This is a genomic window from Streptomyces sp. NPDC051105 (genome assembly GCF_040682795.1).
Lineage (GTDB): Bacteria > Actinomycetota > Actinomycetes > Streptomycetales > Streptomycetaceae > Streptomyces.
The window spans coordinates 25877-39517 of sequence record NZ_JBFBBR010000021.1 but is presented as its reverse complement, the minus strand read 5'-3'; the positions used below and the strand labels follow the sequence as shown (position 1 = coordinate 39517).

Sequence of the window (13641 nt, the reverse complement as noted above, 5' to 3'; positions counted from 1 at the left end):
GTCGCGGCTTCGGCCGGGTCGGGTGCGGGCGGCGGCGGCGGGCGCCGGAGGGGGCGGGGGCGCGGCCCCGCGGCGGGCGGCCCGGCGGACGTCGCGGCCGGTGTCGTAGTGGCCGGTGTGCGGCCGTCTCGGCACTCCCTGCGGGAATGTGCCGTCGGCGGCGCGGGTGAGGTGACCGAAAGCCGAGACACGGCTGACCGGTATATGACCGGCCGGTAGGGTCGGTGGCGTGCCGAAGCCTCTCAGTCTTCCCTTCGACCCCATCGCCCGTGCCGACGACCTCTGGAAGCAGCGCTGGGGAAACGTCCCGTCGATGGCCGCGATCACGTCGATCATGCGGGCCCAGCAGATCCTGCTGGCCGAGGTCGACGCGGTGGTCAAGCCGTACGGGCTGACGTTCGCGCGCTACGAGGCGCTGGTGCTGCTCACCTTCTCCAAGGCCGGTGAGCTGCCGATGTCGAAGATCGGTGAGCGTCTGATGGTGCACCCGACCTCCGTGACGAACACCGTCGACCGGCTGGTGCGGTCCGGTCTGGTCGACAAGCGGCCCAACCCCAACGACGGGCGCGGCACGCTCGCCACGATCACCGAGAAGGGCCGCGAGGTCGTCGAGGCGGCCACCCGGGACCTGATGGCGATGGACTTCGGGCTCGGGGTGTACGACTCCGAGGAGTGCGCGGAGATCTTCGCGATGCTGCGTCCGCTGCGGGTCTCGGCGCACGACTTCGACGAGGACTGACCGAGCACCGACCCGGGACAAGATCTCCCGGAACGGGTGGTTACGCTCGTCCCCATGAAAAAGAGCGTGCTGACCCGCTACCGCGTCCTGGCCTACGTCACCGGTGTGCTGCTGGTGCTGCTGTGCCTGAGCATGATCGCCAAGTACGGGCTGGACATCGACGGTGCGGCCGACTTCACGCGGGTCGTCGCCATCGCGCACGGCTGGCTCTACGTCGTCTACTTGGTCTTCGCCTTCGACCTGGGCTCCAAGGCGAAGTGGCCGGTCGGCAAGCAGTTGTGGGTGCTGCTCGCCGGCACCATCCCGACCGCCGCGTTCTTCGTGGAGCGCAAGGTCACCCGCGAACTCGACGCGAGGATCACCGAGGGCACCCCGGTGGTGGCGAAGGTCTGATCCCCCGCCGTACGGACACCCGTACGGCGGTTCGCCATCGACATTTACTAGGACGTCCTAGTAAATTCGAGGGTATGGACGCTGACGCCATCACGGAGGGCCGCCTACGCTGGCAGGCCCGCTACGACGCGGCCCGCAAGCGGGACGCCGACTTCACCACGCTCTCCGGGGACCCCGTGGAGCCGGTGTACGGGCCCCGCCCCGGGGACACCTACGAGGGATTCGAGCGGATCGGCTGGCCGGGGGAGTACCCCTTCACACGCGGGCTGTACCCGACCGGCTACCGGGGGCGGACCTGGACCATCCGCCAGTTCGCCGGGTTCGGCAACGCCGAGCAGACCAACGAGCGGTACAAGATGATCCTCGCCAACGGCGGCGGGGGTCTGTCCGTGGCCTTCGACATGCCGACCCTCATGGGCCGCGACTCCGACGACCGGCGCTCGCTCGGCGAGGTCGGGCACTGCGGGGTGGCCATCGACTCCGCCGCCGACATGGAGGTCCTGTTCAAGGACATCCCGCTGGGCGACGTCACGACGTCGATGACGATCAGCGGTCCGGCGGTCCCGGTCTTCTGCATGTACCTCGTCGCCGCCGAGCGGCAGGGCGTCGATCCGGCGGTGCTCAACGGCACGCTCCAGACCGACATCTTCAAGGAGTACATCGCCCAGAAGGAGTGGCTGTTCCAGCCCGAACCCCATCTGCGGCTCATCGGCGACCTGATGGAGTACTGCGCGGCCGGTATCCCCGCGTACAAGCCGCTGTCCGTCTCCGGCTACCACATCCGCGAGGCCGGGGCGACGGCCGCCCAGGAGCTGGCCTACACCCTCGCGGACGGCTTCGGATACGTCGAGCTGGGGCTCAGCCGCGGCCTCGACGTCGACGTCTTCGCGCCCGGACTCTCCTTCTTCTTCGACGCGCACGTCGACTTCTTCGAGGAGATCGCCAAGTTCCGCGCGGCCCGGCGGATCTGGGCCCGGTGGATGCGGGACGTGTACGGGTCCCGGTCGGAGAAGTCGCAGTGGCTGCGCTTCCACACCCAGACCGCGGGCGTCTCGCTGACCGCCCAGCAGCCGTACAACAACGTGGTGCGCACGGCCGTGGAGGCGCTCGCGGCCGTGCTCGGCGGGACCAACTCGCTGCACACCAACGCGCTCGACGAGACCCTCGCCCTGCCCAGCGAGCAGGCCGCCGAGATCGCCCTGCGCACGCAGCAGGTGCTGATGGAGGAGACCGGGGTCGCCAACGTGGCGGATCCGCTGGGCGGTTCCTGGTACATCGAGCAGCTGACCGACCGGATCGAGGCCGACGCCGAGAAGATCTTCGACCAGATCAAGGAGCGCGGGCTGCGCGCCCACCCGGACGGGCGGCACCCCATCGGGCCGGTCACCTCCGGGATCCTGCGGGGCATCGAGGACGGCTGGTTCACCGGGGAGATCGCCGAGTCCGCTTTCCAGTACCAGCGGTCGCTGGAGAAGGGCGACAAGCGGGTCGTCGGCGTCAACGTGCACACGGGTTCCGTCACCGGGGACCTGGAGATCCTGCGGGTCTCGCACGAGGTGGAGCGGGAGCAGGTGCGCGTGCTGGCCGAACGGCGGACTGCGCGCGACGAGGGCGCGGTGCGCACGGCCCTGGACGCGATGCTCGCCGCCGCCCGCTCCGGGGCCAACATGATCGGGCCGATGCTCGACGCCGTACGCGCCGAGGCGACCCTGGGCGAGATCTGCGGGGTGCTGCGGGACGAGTGGGGGGTGTACACGGAGCCGGCGGGGTTCTGACCGGTCGCCGGCGGCGGAGTTCTGGAGGGTGGTGTCGACATCCGCGTACGGTGACCGTGATGAGCTACCTCTTCACGGTCACCGAGACCGACGAGGACGTCTGGGAACCGGCGCTCGCCGTCGGCCAGCTCTCATGGGCGGTGTCGACGCGCTCGGCTCGCGGATCCTCAAGGTGCCCAGCGGACTCGACGCCGACTTCGCGGTGGGGCGTGGTCACGTCCTGGCGTCGTCCGCCGCGCCCGCCAGGCCCAGCAGCAGGATCCGGGTCAGGCCGTGCACCCACTCCTCGTCCGCCGGTTTGCCGCTCACCAGGGCGCGGTGCACCACCGAACCCGCCACCAGGTCGAAGATCAGCTCCGCGGTGCGGTCCGCCTCGCACGGGTCGGGCTGGGCGGGGAGTTCCCCGCGCCGCTGGGCGCGCTCCCGGCCCTCCAGGACCAGCCGCTTCTGACGGTCCACGATCGACGCGCGGATACGTTCCCGCAGCGCCTCGTCGCGGGTCGACTCGGCCACCGCCGCCATCAGCCCGCTCTTCGCCTCCGGGCGGTCCAGGATCGCCGCGAACTGCAGCACCACGCCCTTGATGTCGTCGGCGAGGCTGCCCCGGTCGGGGAGTTCGAGCTCGTCGAACAGTTCCGCGACCGCGTCGACGACGAGTTCGTTCTTGCCGGCCCAGCGGCGGTACAACGTCGTCTTCGCAACCCCGGCCCGTGTTGCCACGTCTCCCAGGGTGAGCTTGGACCAGCCCAGCTCCACCAGAGCCTGCCGCGTCGCTTCCAGGATCGCGGCGTCCGCTCGGGCGCTGCGTGGGCGCCCGGTGCGGCTGGTGGGAGTGCGGCTCTGCATCCCACGACCATAACCGGCCGTTCATGTGACGTCGTGAGGGAGATCACCGGGAAGGGGTGTCCCTGGAGGTCCCCATGGCATTACGCTACGACTCGTAGCGAAAGCTCGTGACTGACCGCACGGGCGACAACCACGGCGTGGGGTGGGGACCCGGCGCCCGCACCAGACGTTTGTTCGGCCTGGCTTTCACAACGTTTTTCACACACGCGCGGGAACGGGGGAGGATAGACGCATGCAGCCACGGAACATGTCCATGAGCGGCGTCGTCGACCTCGCCGCGGTGAAGGCGGCCCAGGAGGCCAAGGCCAAGGCCGAGCAGACGCGCGCCGAAGCGGCCCGGCAGGGTGGTGCCGGTGCCGTCGCCCCGGCCGATCTGGTCATCGACGTCGACGAAGCCGGCTTCGAGCGCGATGTCCTCCAGCGGTCCGCCGAAGTCCCCGTCGTCATCGACTTCTGGGCCGAGTGGTGTCAGCCCTGCAAGCAGCTGAGCCCGGTCCTGGAGCGGCTCGCCGTCGAGTACAACGGCCGCTTCCTGCTGGCCAAGATTGACGTCGACGCCAACCAGATGCTGATGCAGCAGTTCGGGATCCAGGGGATCCCGGCGGTGTTCGCGGTGGTCGCCGGGCAGGCGCTGCCGCTCTTCCAGGGCGCCGCCGGCGAGGACCAGATCCGGGGCACCCTCGACCAGTTGATCCAGGTCGCCGAGGAGCGCTTCGGGCTGACCGGCCTGACCGTCGACCCCGACGCGCAGCCGGGCGCCGCCCCCGCGGCCGGGCCCGCGATGCCCGCCGGTCCGTACGACGCGCTCCTCGAAGCCGCCGTCCAGGCGCTGGACGCGGGTGACCTGGGCGGTGCGATCCAGGCGTACCAGAACGTACTGAGCGACGACCCGGCCAACAGCGAGGCCAAACTGGGACTGGCGCAGGCCGAGTTGCTCAAGCGCGTGCAGGGGATGGACCCGCAGCGGGTGCGCGAGCAGGCGGCCGGGAAGCCGGGCGACGCCGAGGCGCAGATCGCGGCCGCCGATCTGGATCTGGTGGGCGGCCATGTCGAGGACGCCTTCGGGCGGTTGATCGAGGCCGTGCAGCGGACGGCCGGGGACGACCGGGACGCCGTACGACGGCGGCTCCTCGAGCTCTTCGAGGTCGTCGGCACCGACGACCCCCGGGTTGTGGGGGCGCGCCGGGCGCTGGCGCGGGCGCTGTTCTGAATCACGGTCTGAATACGGTTCTGACCAGTCGCTAAACGTCACGTCATGTGATGCCGCAGTGAAAGATTTGCCGACGCGGGGTCGCAGCGGCCGCTCTTTACCAAATCTTGGCAATCCCGGTCGCTGTTACTCGTAGTAAATCTAGGCCGTTGATCTGTCTGGTTCCGTCCAGGGTTCAACGGCTTTGTTCTGCCCCTGGATGCCACCCTGCGTCGCTCTCCGAGACCGGTGGGTCGTCCATCGGTTATCCGGCCGTTACTACCCAGTAACGAAGCCCCTTGTGCGGGCGGCGAGAATGCACCACGATCGGCGACGCTCGGTCCATTGCCGTACCCCGACAGCCGGTCGGGTCCGCGGGCTCATCTGGGTCCCCACCGAGCAGAGTCGGCGGCAGTGACGCCGACTCTTGGGCAGGGGGGTCTTCGCCGCGAGGTGAAGCCTGTCCAGCAGGGTTGTGCGTGATGCGTGTCAGGCGCGACCAGTGGTTGTCGCTCGGGGGTGATCGCCGGTGATCGAGGTGCGGTTCGCGCCTCCGAGTGCGGGCGCTCCCCTTCCGAGGACGTAGCACTTCTCCCATCCCTGCCCGGCCGAGCCGCCGTTGGGGGCGATTCCGGGCCAGGAGATGTACGTCCGAGAAGGAGGAAATATGGAGTCCCAGGTGCGTGGCGGGACCAGATGGAAGCGGTTCGCTGTGGTCATGGTGCCCAGCGTCGCCGCCACGGCGTGTATAGGTGTCGCCCTCGCGCAGGGCGCTCTCGCCGCGTCGTTCAGCGTGTCGGGCCAGCAGTTCAAGGTCAGGGCTGCCTCGCTCGAAGGTGACGGTTTCGAACAGTACGGAGCGGTCGACTCGGGTTACACCCTCGCGGGTGACAAGACGATCCACCCGGTGGCGGTCTCGGCGTTCAACACCGCGACCATCACCGACCTGTGCCAGTCCGTCGTCACCCCGAACGTCCCGGTCTTCGGCAACGTCAGCCTCATCCTGCGGGCGGGCGCGGACAAGCCGGTCGAGGCCACCAAGCTGTACATCGACCTCGACGACCTCAACGCCGACGCGACGTTCACCAACATCAACATCGGTGTCGCCGCGGGCAGCTCGACCAAGGGTCCGGGCATCAAGTCGGGCGAGGTCGCCAACAAGCAGGCGAACCCGTACGGGTTCGCGCAGGAGGCGGACCACGCCTCGCTGACCGACGTGAAGCAGACGGCGTGGGCCACCACTGCCGGAACCTTCAAGCTGAGCGGGCTGCACATGTCGATCTCGACGAAGGGTGCGGAGTGCTACTAAGCACCCCGTGACGGGCGGGGGCGCCGACGGCACCCCCGCCCTCCGCCTTCTTCCCGCGGTCTTCACATGCGGTGCACCACAACAGCACCGCCCAACCACAGCATCACCACCACAGCAACGCCGCACCAGGGAGCTGTTTTCCATGAGCGCCGAGACTCCTGCCGCCCCCGGCCAGTTCAGCCGCCGGAGGCTGCAGTTCCGCTCCTGGCGGGGCACACGGCCGTTCTGGGCCGGTCTGTACATCCTGCTCGCCGGCTTTCCGATCATGTACTTCCCGTACGCCCATCTCCAGATCGGCAACCTCACGGTGGCGATGGCGACCACCGCGGGTGCCGGGTCCCTGATCATCGGCGTGCTGCTCGTCGTCCTCGGCGTCAGCGTCTGGTTCCAGAAGCACATCCGCACGTTCGCGGGGGTCGCCGCGATCCTGCTGGCGCTGGTGTCCCTTCCCGTGTCCAACTTCGGTGGCTTTGTCATGGGCTTCCTCCTCGCCCTCATCGGCGGAGCGATGGCCGTGGCCTGGTCGCCGGGCGCCCCGCCGCAGCCGGAGGTCGCCTGGGCACCGGGTGCTCCGCAGCCGGAGGGCGACGTTCCGCCGGCCGGGGACCACACCCCCGGCGAGGACACCCACTTCAAGGGCTCGGACGGCGTGGGCGAGGCGAATGACCTGTCAGGAACGAGCCCGCTGAACGGGGCGAACGGGAGGCACAGTGCCGGCTGACGAGGTGACCCACGGGACTGATGTGGACGAGTCCCGTGTGAGAACCGGGCCGCGCCACGCGGCACCCAAGAAGCCGCTGTTCACCAGGTTCCACATGCCGGCCGGCAAGGCGATAGCCTCCGTGGCGATGCCGACCGCCGTGATCATGGGCATGGGATTCACGTCGACGCTCGCGATCGCCGACACCAACAACACGTCGTCGTCGTCGAAGAGCCTTGCCGAGGACTACAAGGACTGCGTCTCCGCCCTGGACTCCGCCTCGCCCTCCGCGAGCGCGAGCGACGACTCCAAGGACTCGGCCACGCCGTCCCCTTCGGCGTCGTCCGACGCCAAGGGCTCGACGTCGTCGGACTCGGACAAGGACTCGGGCACGTCCTCGTCGTCGGATTCAGGTTCCGACGACGCGAAGACCCCGACCCCGACCCCGTCCGCGTCCAAGTCGTCCTCGTCCTCGGACGATTCGGGCTCCTCGGGTTCGTCCGGCTCCGACGGCACGGCCACCCCTTCGCCGTCCGCCTCCGCGAGCAGCGACAGCGGTGGCGGCCTGCTGGACTCCATCGGGGACGCCATCACCGGCGTCCTCACCGGCGGCAGCACGACGGGTTCGTCTTCGTCGGACTCCACCGCGAGCGCCACCCCGTCGCCGTCGGCCTCGGCATCCTCGGACTCGTCGTCCTCGTCGAGCAAGGACAGCGCCTCCGACACCGTGTCCAAGACCGTCAAGAAGGTCACGGACACCGTGAAGGACACGGCCGACACGGCGACCAAGGCGGCCGACGAGGTCACCAAGGACGCCACCAAGGCGGCCGACGACGCCACCTCCAGCGCCTCGCCGAGCCCGTCCGCGAGCTCCAGCACGTCGGCCGACGACTGCGAGGTCGCCACCGACGACGTGAGCGGTGTCGACAACAAGGTGGCGGTGGCGGACGACCCCTGGTACCTCAGCGCCAGCTCGCTGCTGCTGAAGAGCGCCGACTACCAGGGTGTCGTGGAGGTGAAGACGGCCGGCGGCAAGACGAAGAAGGTGCTGAAGTACGTCATCTCCGGCGGCACCGAGATCGGCGACCTGCACCAGACGGTCAAGGACACGAACATCGGCAAGACCTACCACGTGCAGGCCGCGGCCGGTTCGAAGTCCACCATCACCGGCGGCGACACCACGATGTACACGGAGTCGATCTCGGGCAACCTGTTCGGCCTGATCCCGATCACGTTCACCCCGGACAGCCCGCCGCCGCTGAACATCCCGCTGATCTACTTCACCAACGTGAAGGTCGTCCAGGCGGCCCAGTTCGGTGGCACCCTGCACGTGCCCGGGATGCACGTCTACACCACCGACGGAACCGGCTGAGCGCCGCCCACAGACCCGTTCGGGAGCCGCGCACAGAGCTGTGGCCCGGTCGTCCGCCTCGCGCGGGGACCGGGCCACAGTGCTGGGCGCGCCCCCGGACGGCGCCGACGAGCCGTTCGTGTTCGAGGGGACGGCGAGCCGATCGACTGGGCGGTGTCGCGGGACGGAGAGCTGGTGATCATGCCGAAGACGGCGCACGGGCGGGAGCTCGGCCACCCGGTGCTGAGCGGTGGCGCTCCGGTCGGGGCCGCGGGCGAGCCCGAGAGCGACGGCGGGGCCGGGCAACCGCGGAAGGCGACGTTCGAGACGGCTGGGGCGCACTTCGGATGAACGCACCCGCGGCGAGGCGAGTTCGAGGCCTGGGACCGGATGGCCGACAGCCTGCCGTAGCCCGGCGACATAGAACTGAGGGCGCCCCCGCAGGAGGCGCCCTCAGTGCCGTGCAAGGCCCCTTACGGGGGCGTCACTTGTTGATGCCGCCGATGTGGTGGACGCGGAGCATGTTGGTGGTGCCGGAGACGCCGGGGGGCGAGCCGGCCGTGATGATGACGGTGTCGCCCGCGTTGAAGCGGTTGATCTTGGCGAGCTCCTGGTCGACCATGTCGACCATCTCGTCCGTGGTGTTCACGAACGGCACCACGTGCGACTCCACGCCCCAGCTGAGGGTGAGCTGGTTACGGGTGTTCTCGTCGGTGGTGAAGGCGATGATCGGCTGCTGGGCGCGGTAGCGGGAGAGGCGGCGGGCCGTGTCACCGGACTGGGTGAAGGCCACCAGGCCCCGGCCGCCGAGGAAGTCGGCGATCTCGCAGGCGGCACGGGCCACCGAACCACCCTGCGTGCGCGGCTTCTTGCCCGGGACGAGCGGCTGCAGGCCCTTGCTGAGCAGCTCCTGCTCGGCCGCCGAGACGATCTTCGACATCGTCTTGACGGTCTCCACCGGGTACGCGCCCACGCTGGACTCGGCGGAGAGCATGACCGCGTCGGCGCCGTCCAGGATCGCGTTGGCCACGTCCGAGGCCTCGGCGCGGGTCGGCCGGGAGTTGGTGATCATCGACTCCATCATCTGGGTCGCCACGATCACCGGCTTGGCGTTGCGCCGGCACAGCTCGATCAGGCGCTTCTGCACCATGGGGACCCGCTCCAGCGGGTACTCGACGGCGAGGTCGCCACGGGCGACCATCACACCGTCGAACGCCATCACGACGTCCTCCATGTTCTGCACCGCCTGCGGCTTCTCCACCTTGGCGATGACGGGGACCCGGCGGCCCTCCTCGTCCATGATCCGGTGGACGTCGTTGACGTCCTTGGCGTCCCGGACGAAGGACAGGGCGACCAGGTCGCAGCCCATGCGCAGCGCGAACCGCAGGTCCTCGATGTCCTTCTCGCTCAGCGCGGGCACGTTGACGGCCGTGCCGGGCAGGTTGATGCCCTTGTGGTCGGAGACGACACCGCCCTCGATGACGATCGTCTTCACCCGCGCGCCCTCGACGTCCAGGACCTTCAGCTCGACGTTGCCGTCGTTGATGAGGATCTGGTCGCCGCGCGAGACATCGCCCGGCAGGCCCTTGTAGGTCGTACCGCAGATGTGCTTGTCGCCCGGGACGTCCTCGGTCGTGATGACGAACTCGTCACCGCGCTCCAGCTCGACCGGGCCCTCGGCGAAGGTCTCCAGACGGATCTTCGGGCCCTGCAGGTCGGCGAGGACCCCGATGGCCCGGCCGGTCTCCTTGGAGGCGGCCCGGACACGGTCGTAGCGGCCCTGGTGCTCGGCGTGCGAGCCGTGGCTGAAATTGAAGCGGGCCACGTTCATGCCGGCCTCGATCATGGCGACGAGCATCTCGTGGGTGTCGACCGCGGGGCCGAGAGTACAGACGATTTTCGAACGGCGCATGGGGCGATCCTATCGGTTTGTTTCGCTACGGAATATTCCGTCTGGCGGAAGATACAAATGGGCGCCGATATGCTCAGCTGTTATTTCTGCCACCGCCTACCAGTGCGTAGGTCTGGGTGGCGATCTCCAGTTCCTCGTCCGTCGGCACCACGGCGACGGCGACGCGCGCGTCCGGCGGCGATATCAGCCGCGGCCCGTCCGCGCGTACGGCGTTCAGCGCCGGGTCGACGGCCAGTCCCAGCCCCTCCAGCCCGGCCACGGCCGCCTCCCGCACGGGTGCCGCGTTCTCGCCGACCCCCGCCGTGAACGCCACGGCATCCACCCGGCCGAGCACCGCGTAGTAGGCGCCGATGTACTTCTTCAGACGGTGAATGTAGATGTCGAAGGCGAGCTTCGCCTGCTCGTCGCCCTCGTCGATCCGGCGCCGGATCTCCCGCATGTCGTTGTCACCGCACAGTCCGAACAGACCGCTCCCCTTGTTGAGAAGAGTGTCGATCTCATCCATGGACATTCCGCCAACACGCGCCAAATGGAAAATGACGGCGGGATCCAGATCACCGGAACGCGTACCCATCACCAGCCCCTCCAAGGGCGTCAGGCCCATGGAGGTGTCCACACACCGGCCGCCCTCGACCGCCGAGGCGGACGCCCCGTTGCCGAGATGCAGCACGATGACGTTCACCTCTTCAGGTGTCCTGCCCAGCAGTCGCGCGGTCGCCCGGGAGACAAAGGCGTGCGAGGTGCCGTGGAAGCCGTAGCGGCGGATGCGGTGCCGGTCGGCGATCTTCGGGTCGATCGCGTAGCGGGCCGCGGACTCCGGCATGGCCGTGTGGAACGCCGTGTCGAAGACGGCGACCTGCGGCAGATCCGGGCGCAGTGCCCGCGCGGTACGGATGCCGGTCAGGTTGGCCGGGTTGTGCAGCGGGGCGACCGGGATCAGCCGCTCGATCTCGGTGAGCACCTCGTCGTCGACGACGGTCGGCTCGGTGAAGAACATCCCGCCGTGCACCACCCGGTGCCCGATCGCCGCCAGCTCGGGCGAGTCGAGCCCGAGACCGTCCTTCGCCAGCTCCTCCGCCACGGCCTTCAGGGCCGCGTCGTGGTCGGCGATCGGCCCGCTGTGCTCACGGGTGTCCCCGCTGCTGAGACAGGTGTGCTTGAGCCGCGAGGTCTGCTCGCCGATGCGCTCGACGAGGCCCACCGCGAGCCGGCTGCTGTCCCGCATGTCGAGCAGCTGGTACTTCACCGACGAGGAGCCGGAGTTGAGGACGAGGACACGGGTCGGACTCACTGGTCGGTTGCCTTCTCGCTGGGGGACGGACTCGGGTTCTGGGCCTGGATCGCCGTGATGGCGACGGTGTTGACGATGTCCTGGACGAGGGCGCCCCGGGACAGGTCGTTGACGGGCTTGCGCAGCCCCTGGAGCACCGGTCCGACGGCGATCGCGCCGGCCGACCGCTGCACGGCCTTGTAGGTGTTGTTGCCGGTGTTGAGGTCCGGGAAGATCAGCACACTGGCCTGACCGGCGACCTCCGAGCCCGGCAGCTTGGTCGCCGCGACACTCGGCTCCACGGCGGCGTCGTACTGAATGGGACCCTCGATCTTCAGGTCGGGCCTGCGCGAGCGCGCCAGCTCGGTCGCCTCCCGCACCTTGTCCACGTCGGCCCCCGAACCGGAGGTACCCGTGGAGTACGACAGCATCGCGATCCGCGGCTCCACCCCGAACTGGGCGGCGGTGGCGGCCGACTGGATGGCGATGTCGGCGAGCTGCTCGGCGTTCGGGTCCGGGTTGACCGCGCAGTCGCCGTAGACCAGCACCTTGTCGGCGAGGCACATGAAGAACACGGACGAGACGATCGACGAGCCCGGCCTGGTCTTGATGATCTCGAAGGCCGGGCGGATGGTCGCCGCCGTGGAGTGCACGGACCCGGAGACCATGCCGTCCGCCAACCCCTCCTGGACCATCAGCGTGCCGAAGTAGTTGACGTCGGTGACCACGTCGTACGCCAGCTCCACCGTCACGCCCCGGTGGGCCCGCAGCAGGGCGTACTGCTCGGCGAAGGCGTCGCGCAGTTCGGAGGTGGCCGGGTCGATCAGCTGGGCGTCCGCGAGGTCGATACCGAGGTCGGCGGCCTTCTTGCGGATCTGGTCGACGGGGCCGAGGAGGGTCAGGTCGCAGACGCCCCGGCGCAGCAGCACCTCGGCCGCGTGCAGCACCCGCGTCTCGGTGCCCTCAGGCAGCACCACCCGCCGCTTGTCCGTACGCGCCTGTTCGAGCAGTTTGTGCTCGAACATCATCGGGGTGACCCGGCCGCTGCTCGGCGCCGAGACCTCCTTGCTGAGGCCGGCGGTGTCGACGTACCGCTCGAACAGGCCGAGCGCGGTCTCCGCCTTGCGCGGGGTGGCAGCGTTCAGCTTGCCCTCCAGGGAGAACAGCCGGGCGGCGGTCGGGAAGCTGTTGCCCGGCACCGAGAGGACCGGGGTGCCCGGGGCGAGCCGGGCGGCGAGGGTGAGGATCTCGTCGGTGGGACGCTCGTCGAGGGTGAGCAGCACGCCGGCTATCGGCGGGGTGCCGGCGCTGTGCGCGGCGAGCGAGCCGACGACCAGGTCGGCGCGGTCGCCGGGGGTCACCACCAGGCAGCCCGGAGTCAGCGCGGGCAGGAAGCTCGGCAGCATCGCGCCGCCGAAGACGAAGTCCAGCGTGTCCCGGGCCAGGCCCGAGTCGTCACCGAGCAGCACCTTCGCGCCGAGGGCGTGCGCGATCTGGGCGACCGTCGGCGCGGACAGCGCGGGCTCGTCCGGCAGCACGTACGTCGGCACCGGCAGCCGGTCGGTGATCCGCTCGGCTATCTCGTCGCGGTCCTCGCGGGCGACCCGGTTGGCGACCATCGCCAGCACGTCACAGCCGAGACCGTCGTACGCCCGGAACGCGTTGCGGGTCTCCGCGAGCACCGACTCGGCACCCTGGTCGCGGCCGCCGACCACCGGGATCACGGAGGCGCCGAACTCGTTGGCGAGCCGGGCGTTGAGGGACAGCTCGTCCGGGAACTGGGTGTCGGCGAAGTCGGTGCCGAGGACGAGGACGACGTCGTAGGCGCGGGCGACCAGGTGGAAGCGGTCGACGAGATGGGAGACCAGTTCGTCGGCGCCCTGCTCCGCCTGGAGGGCGGACGCCTCGTGGTAGTCCATGCCGTAGACGGTCGCCGGATCCTGGGAGAGCCGGTACCGCGCACGCAGCAGCTCGAACAGGCGGTCGGGACCGTCGTGGACGAGAGGGCGGAAGACACCGACCCGGTCGACCTGCCGGGTCAGGAGTTCCATCATGCCCAGCTCCACGACCTGGCGGCCGTCACCGCGGTCGATCCCGGTCACGTACACGCTGCGCGTCACGTGTGCACTCCGTTTCCTGTGTCTCGTCTCCGGCGCG

At 69.5% G+C, this 13641-nt stretch carries 12 protein-coding genes; 8 read left to right on the top strand and 4 right to left on the bottom strand.

Annotated elements, in window-relative coordinates; all coding sequences use genetic code 11:
- Positions 1–229: 229 nt before the first annotated feature.
- The 3 genes from AB0N16_RS36645 to AB0N16_RS36635 all read left to right on the top strand — a co-directional run bounded on the left by AB0N16_RS36645 (position 230) and on the right by AB0N16_RS36635 (position 2907).
- Entirely contained in the window at positions 230–739 is a 510-nt protein-coding gene (locus tag AB0N16_RS36645) for a MarR family transcriptional regulator (RefSeq protein WP_365804487.1), read from the top strand.
- A 54-nt stretch (positions 740–793) separates the two neighbouring features.
- Positions 794–1132 carry a DUF3817 domain-containing protein gene (locus AB0N16_RS36640; RefSeq protein WP_365804485.1) on the top strand — a complete coding sequence of 113 codons (339 nt, stop codon included), beginning with the start codon at positions 794–796 and terminating at the stop codon, positions 1130–1132.
- Positions 1133–1206: 74 nt separating this feature from the next.
- Positions 1207–2907 (top strand): methylmalonyl-CoA mutase family protein, encoded by a 1701-nt coding sequence (locus AB0N16_RS36635; protein ID WP_365804483.1) that lies wholly within the window; start codon positions 1207–1209, stop codon positions 2905–2907.
- A gap of 213 nt (positions 2908–3120) precedes the next feature.
- On the opposite strand, the gene AB0N16_RS36630 is transcribed toward AB0N16_RS36635, so the two are convergent.
- Complete coding sequence (locus AB0N16_RS36630; RefSeq protein WP_365804480.1) at positions 3121–3753, bottom strand: TetR/AcrR family transcriptional regulator; 633 nt, start codon at positions 3751–3753, stop codon at positions 3121–3123.
- A gap of 232 nt (positions 3754–3985) precedes the next feature.
- On the opposite strand from AB0N16_RS36630, the gene AB0N16_RS36625 reads away from it, so the two are divergent.
- The 5 genes from AB0N16_RS36625 (at position 3986) to AB0N16_RS36605 (ending at position 8653) form a co-directional block, all read left to right on the top strand.
- On the top strand, positions 3986–4963 hold the full coding sequence (locus AB0N16_RS36625; RefSeq protein WP_365804478.1) for a tetratricopeptide repeat protein: 978 nt from the start codon (positions 3986–3988) through the stop codon (positions 4961–4963).
- 646 nt (positions 4964–5609) lie between these two features.
- Entirely contained in the window at positions 5610–6251 is a 642-nt protein-coding gene (locus AB0N16_RS36620) for a DUF6230 family protein (RefSeq protein ID WP_365804476.1), read from the top strand.
- A 142-nt stretch (positions 6252–6393) separates the two neighbouring features.
- The gene (locus tag AB0N16_RS36615; protein WP_365804474.1) at positions 6394–6972 is read left to right on the top strand and encodes a DUF6114 domain-containing protein; all 579 of its coding nucleotides are present in this window, start codon (positions 6394–6396) and stop codon (positions 6970–6972) included.
- Positions 6962–8323: a hypothetical protein gene (locus AB0N16_RS36610; RefSeq protein ID WP_365804472.1), complete on the top strand. Its 1362-nt coding sequence runs from the start codon at positions 6962–6964 to the stop codon at positions 8321–8323. Before AB0N16_RS36615 ends, AB0N16_RS36610 begins: the two co-directional genes overlap by 11 nt.
- A 180-nt stretch (positions 8324–8503) precedes the next feature.
- Positions 8504–8653 (top strand): hypothetical protein, encoded by a 150-nt coding sequence (locus AB0N16_RS36605; RefSeq protein WP_365804470.1) that lies wholly within the window; start codon positions 8504–8506, stop codon positions 8651–8653.
- A 133-nt stretch (positions 8654–8786) separates the two neighbouring features.
- On the opposite strand, the gene pyk is transcribed toward AB0N16_RS36605, so the two are convergent.
- The 3 genes from pyk to pta all read right to left on the bottom strand — a co-directional run bounded on the left by pyk (position 8787) and on the right by pta (position 13604).
- Positions 8787–10214, bottom strand: a complete 1428-nt coding sequence (pyk, locus tag AB0N16_RS36600; protein WP_365804468.1) for a pyruvate kinase — start codon at positions 10212–10214, stop codon at positions 8787–8789.
- A 73-nt stretch (positions 10215–10287) separates the two neighbouring features.
- Positions 10288–11505: an acetate kinase gene (locus AB0N16_RS36595; RefSeq protein WP_365804466.1), complete on the bottom strand. Its 1218-nt coding sequence runs from the start codon at positions 11503–11505 to the stop codon at positions 10288–10290.
- Positions 11502–13604 carry a phosphate acetyltransferase gene (gene pta, locus AB0N16_RS36590; protein WP_365804464.1) on the bottom strand — a complete coding sequence of 701 codons (2103 nt, stop codon included), beginning with the start codon at positions 13602–13604 and terminating at the stop codon, positions 11502–11504. The genes AB0N16_RS36595 and pta overlap by 4 nt, the downstream gene beginning before the upstream one ends.
- Positions 13605–13641 lie beyond the last annotated feature (37 nt).

What these genes read in the sequence shown, in the direction of transcription:
- AB0N16_RS36640 (WP_365804485.1), top strand. Translation starts at nt 794, where the DNA reads ATGAAAAAGAGCGTGCTGACCCGCTACCGCGTCCTGGCCTACGTCACC.
- AB0N16_RS36635 (WP_365804483.1), top strand. Translation starts at nt 1,207, where the DNA reads ATGGACGCTGACGCCATCACGGAGGGCCGCCTACGCTGGCAGGCCCGC.
- AB0N16_RS36630 (WP_365804480.1), bottom strand. Translation starts at nt 3,753, where the DNA reads ATGCAGAGCCGCACTCCCACCAGCCGCACCGGGCGCCCACGCAGCGCC.
- AB0N16_RS36625 (WP_365804478.1), top strand. Translation starts at nt 3,986, where the DNA reads ATGCAGCCACGGAACATGTCCATGAGCGGCGTCGTCGACCTCGCCGCG.
- AB0N16_RS36620 (WP_365804476.1), top strand. Translation starts at nt 5,610, where the DNA reads ATGGAGTCCCAGGTGCGTGGCGGGACCAGATGGAAGCGGTTCGCTGTG.
- AB0N16_RS36615 (WP_365804474.1), top strand. Translation starts at nt 6,394, where the DNA reads ATGAGCGCCGAGACTCCTGCCGCCCCCGGCCAGTTCAGCCGCCGGAGG.
- AB0N16_RS36605 (WP_365804470.1), top strand. Translation starts at nt 8,504, where the DNA reads ATGCCGAAGACGGCGCACGGGCGGGAGCTCGGCCACCCGGTGCTGAGC.
- pyk (WP_365804468.1), bottom strand. Translation starts at nt 10,214, where the DNA reads ATGCGCCGTTCGAAAATCGTCTGTACTCTCGGCCCCGCGGTCGACACC.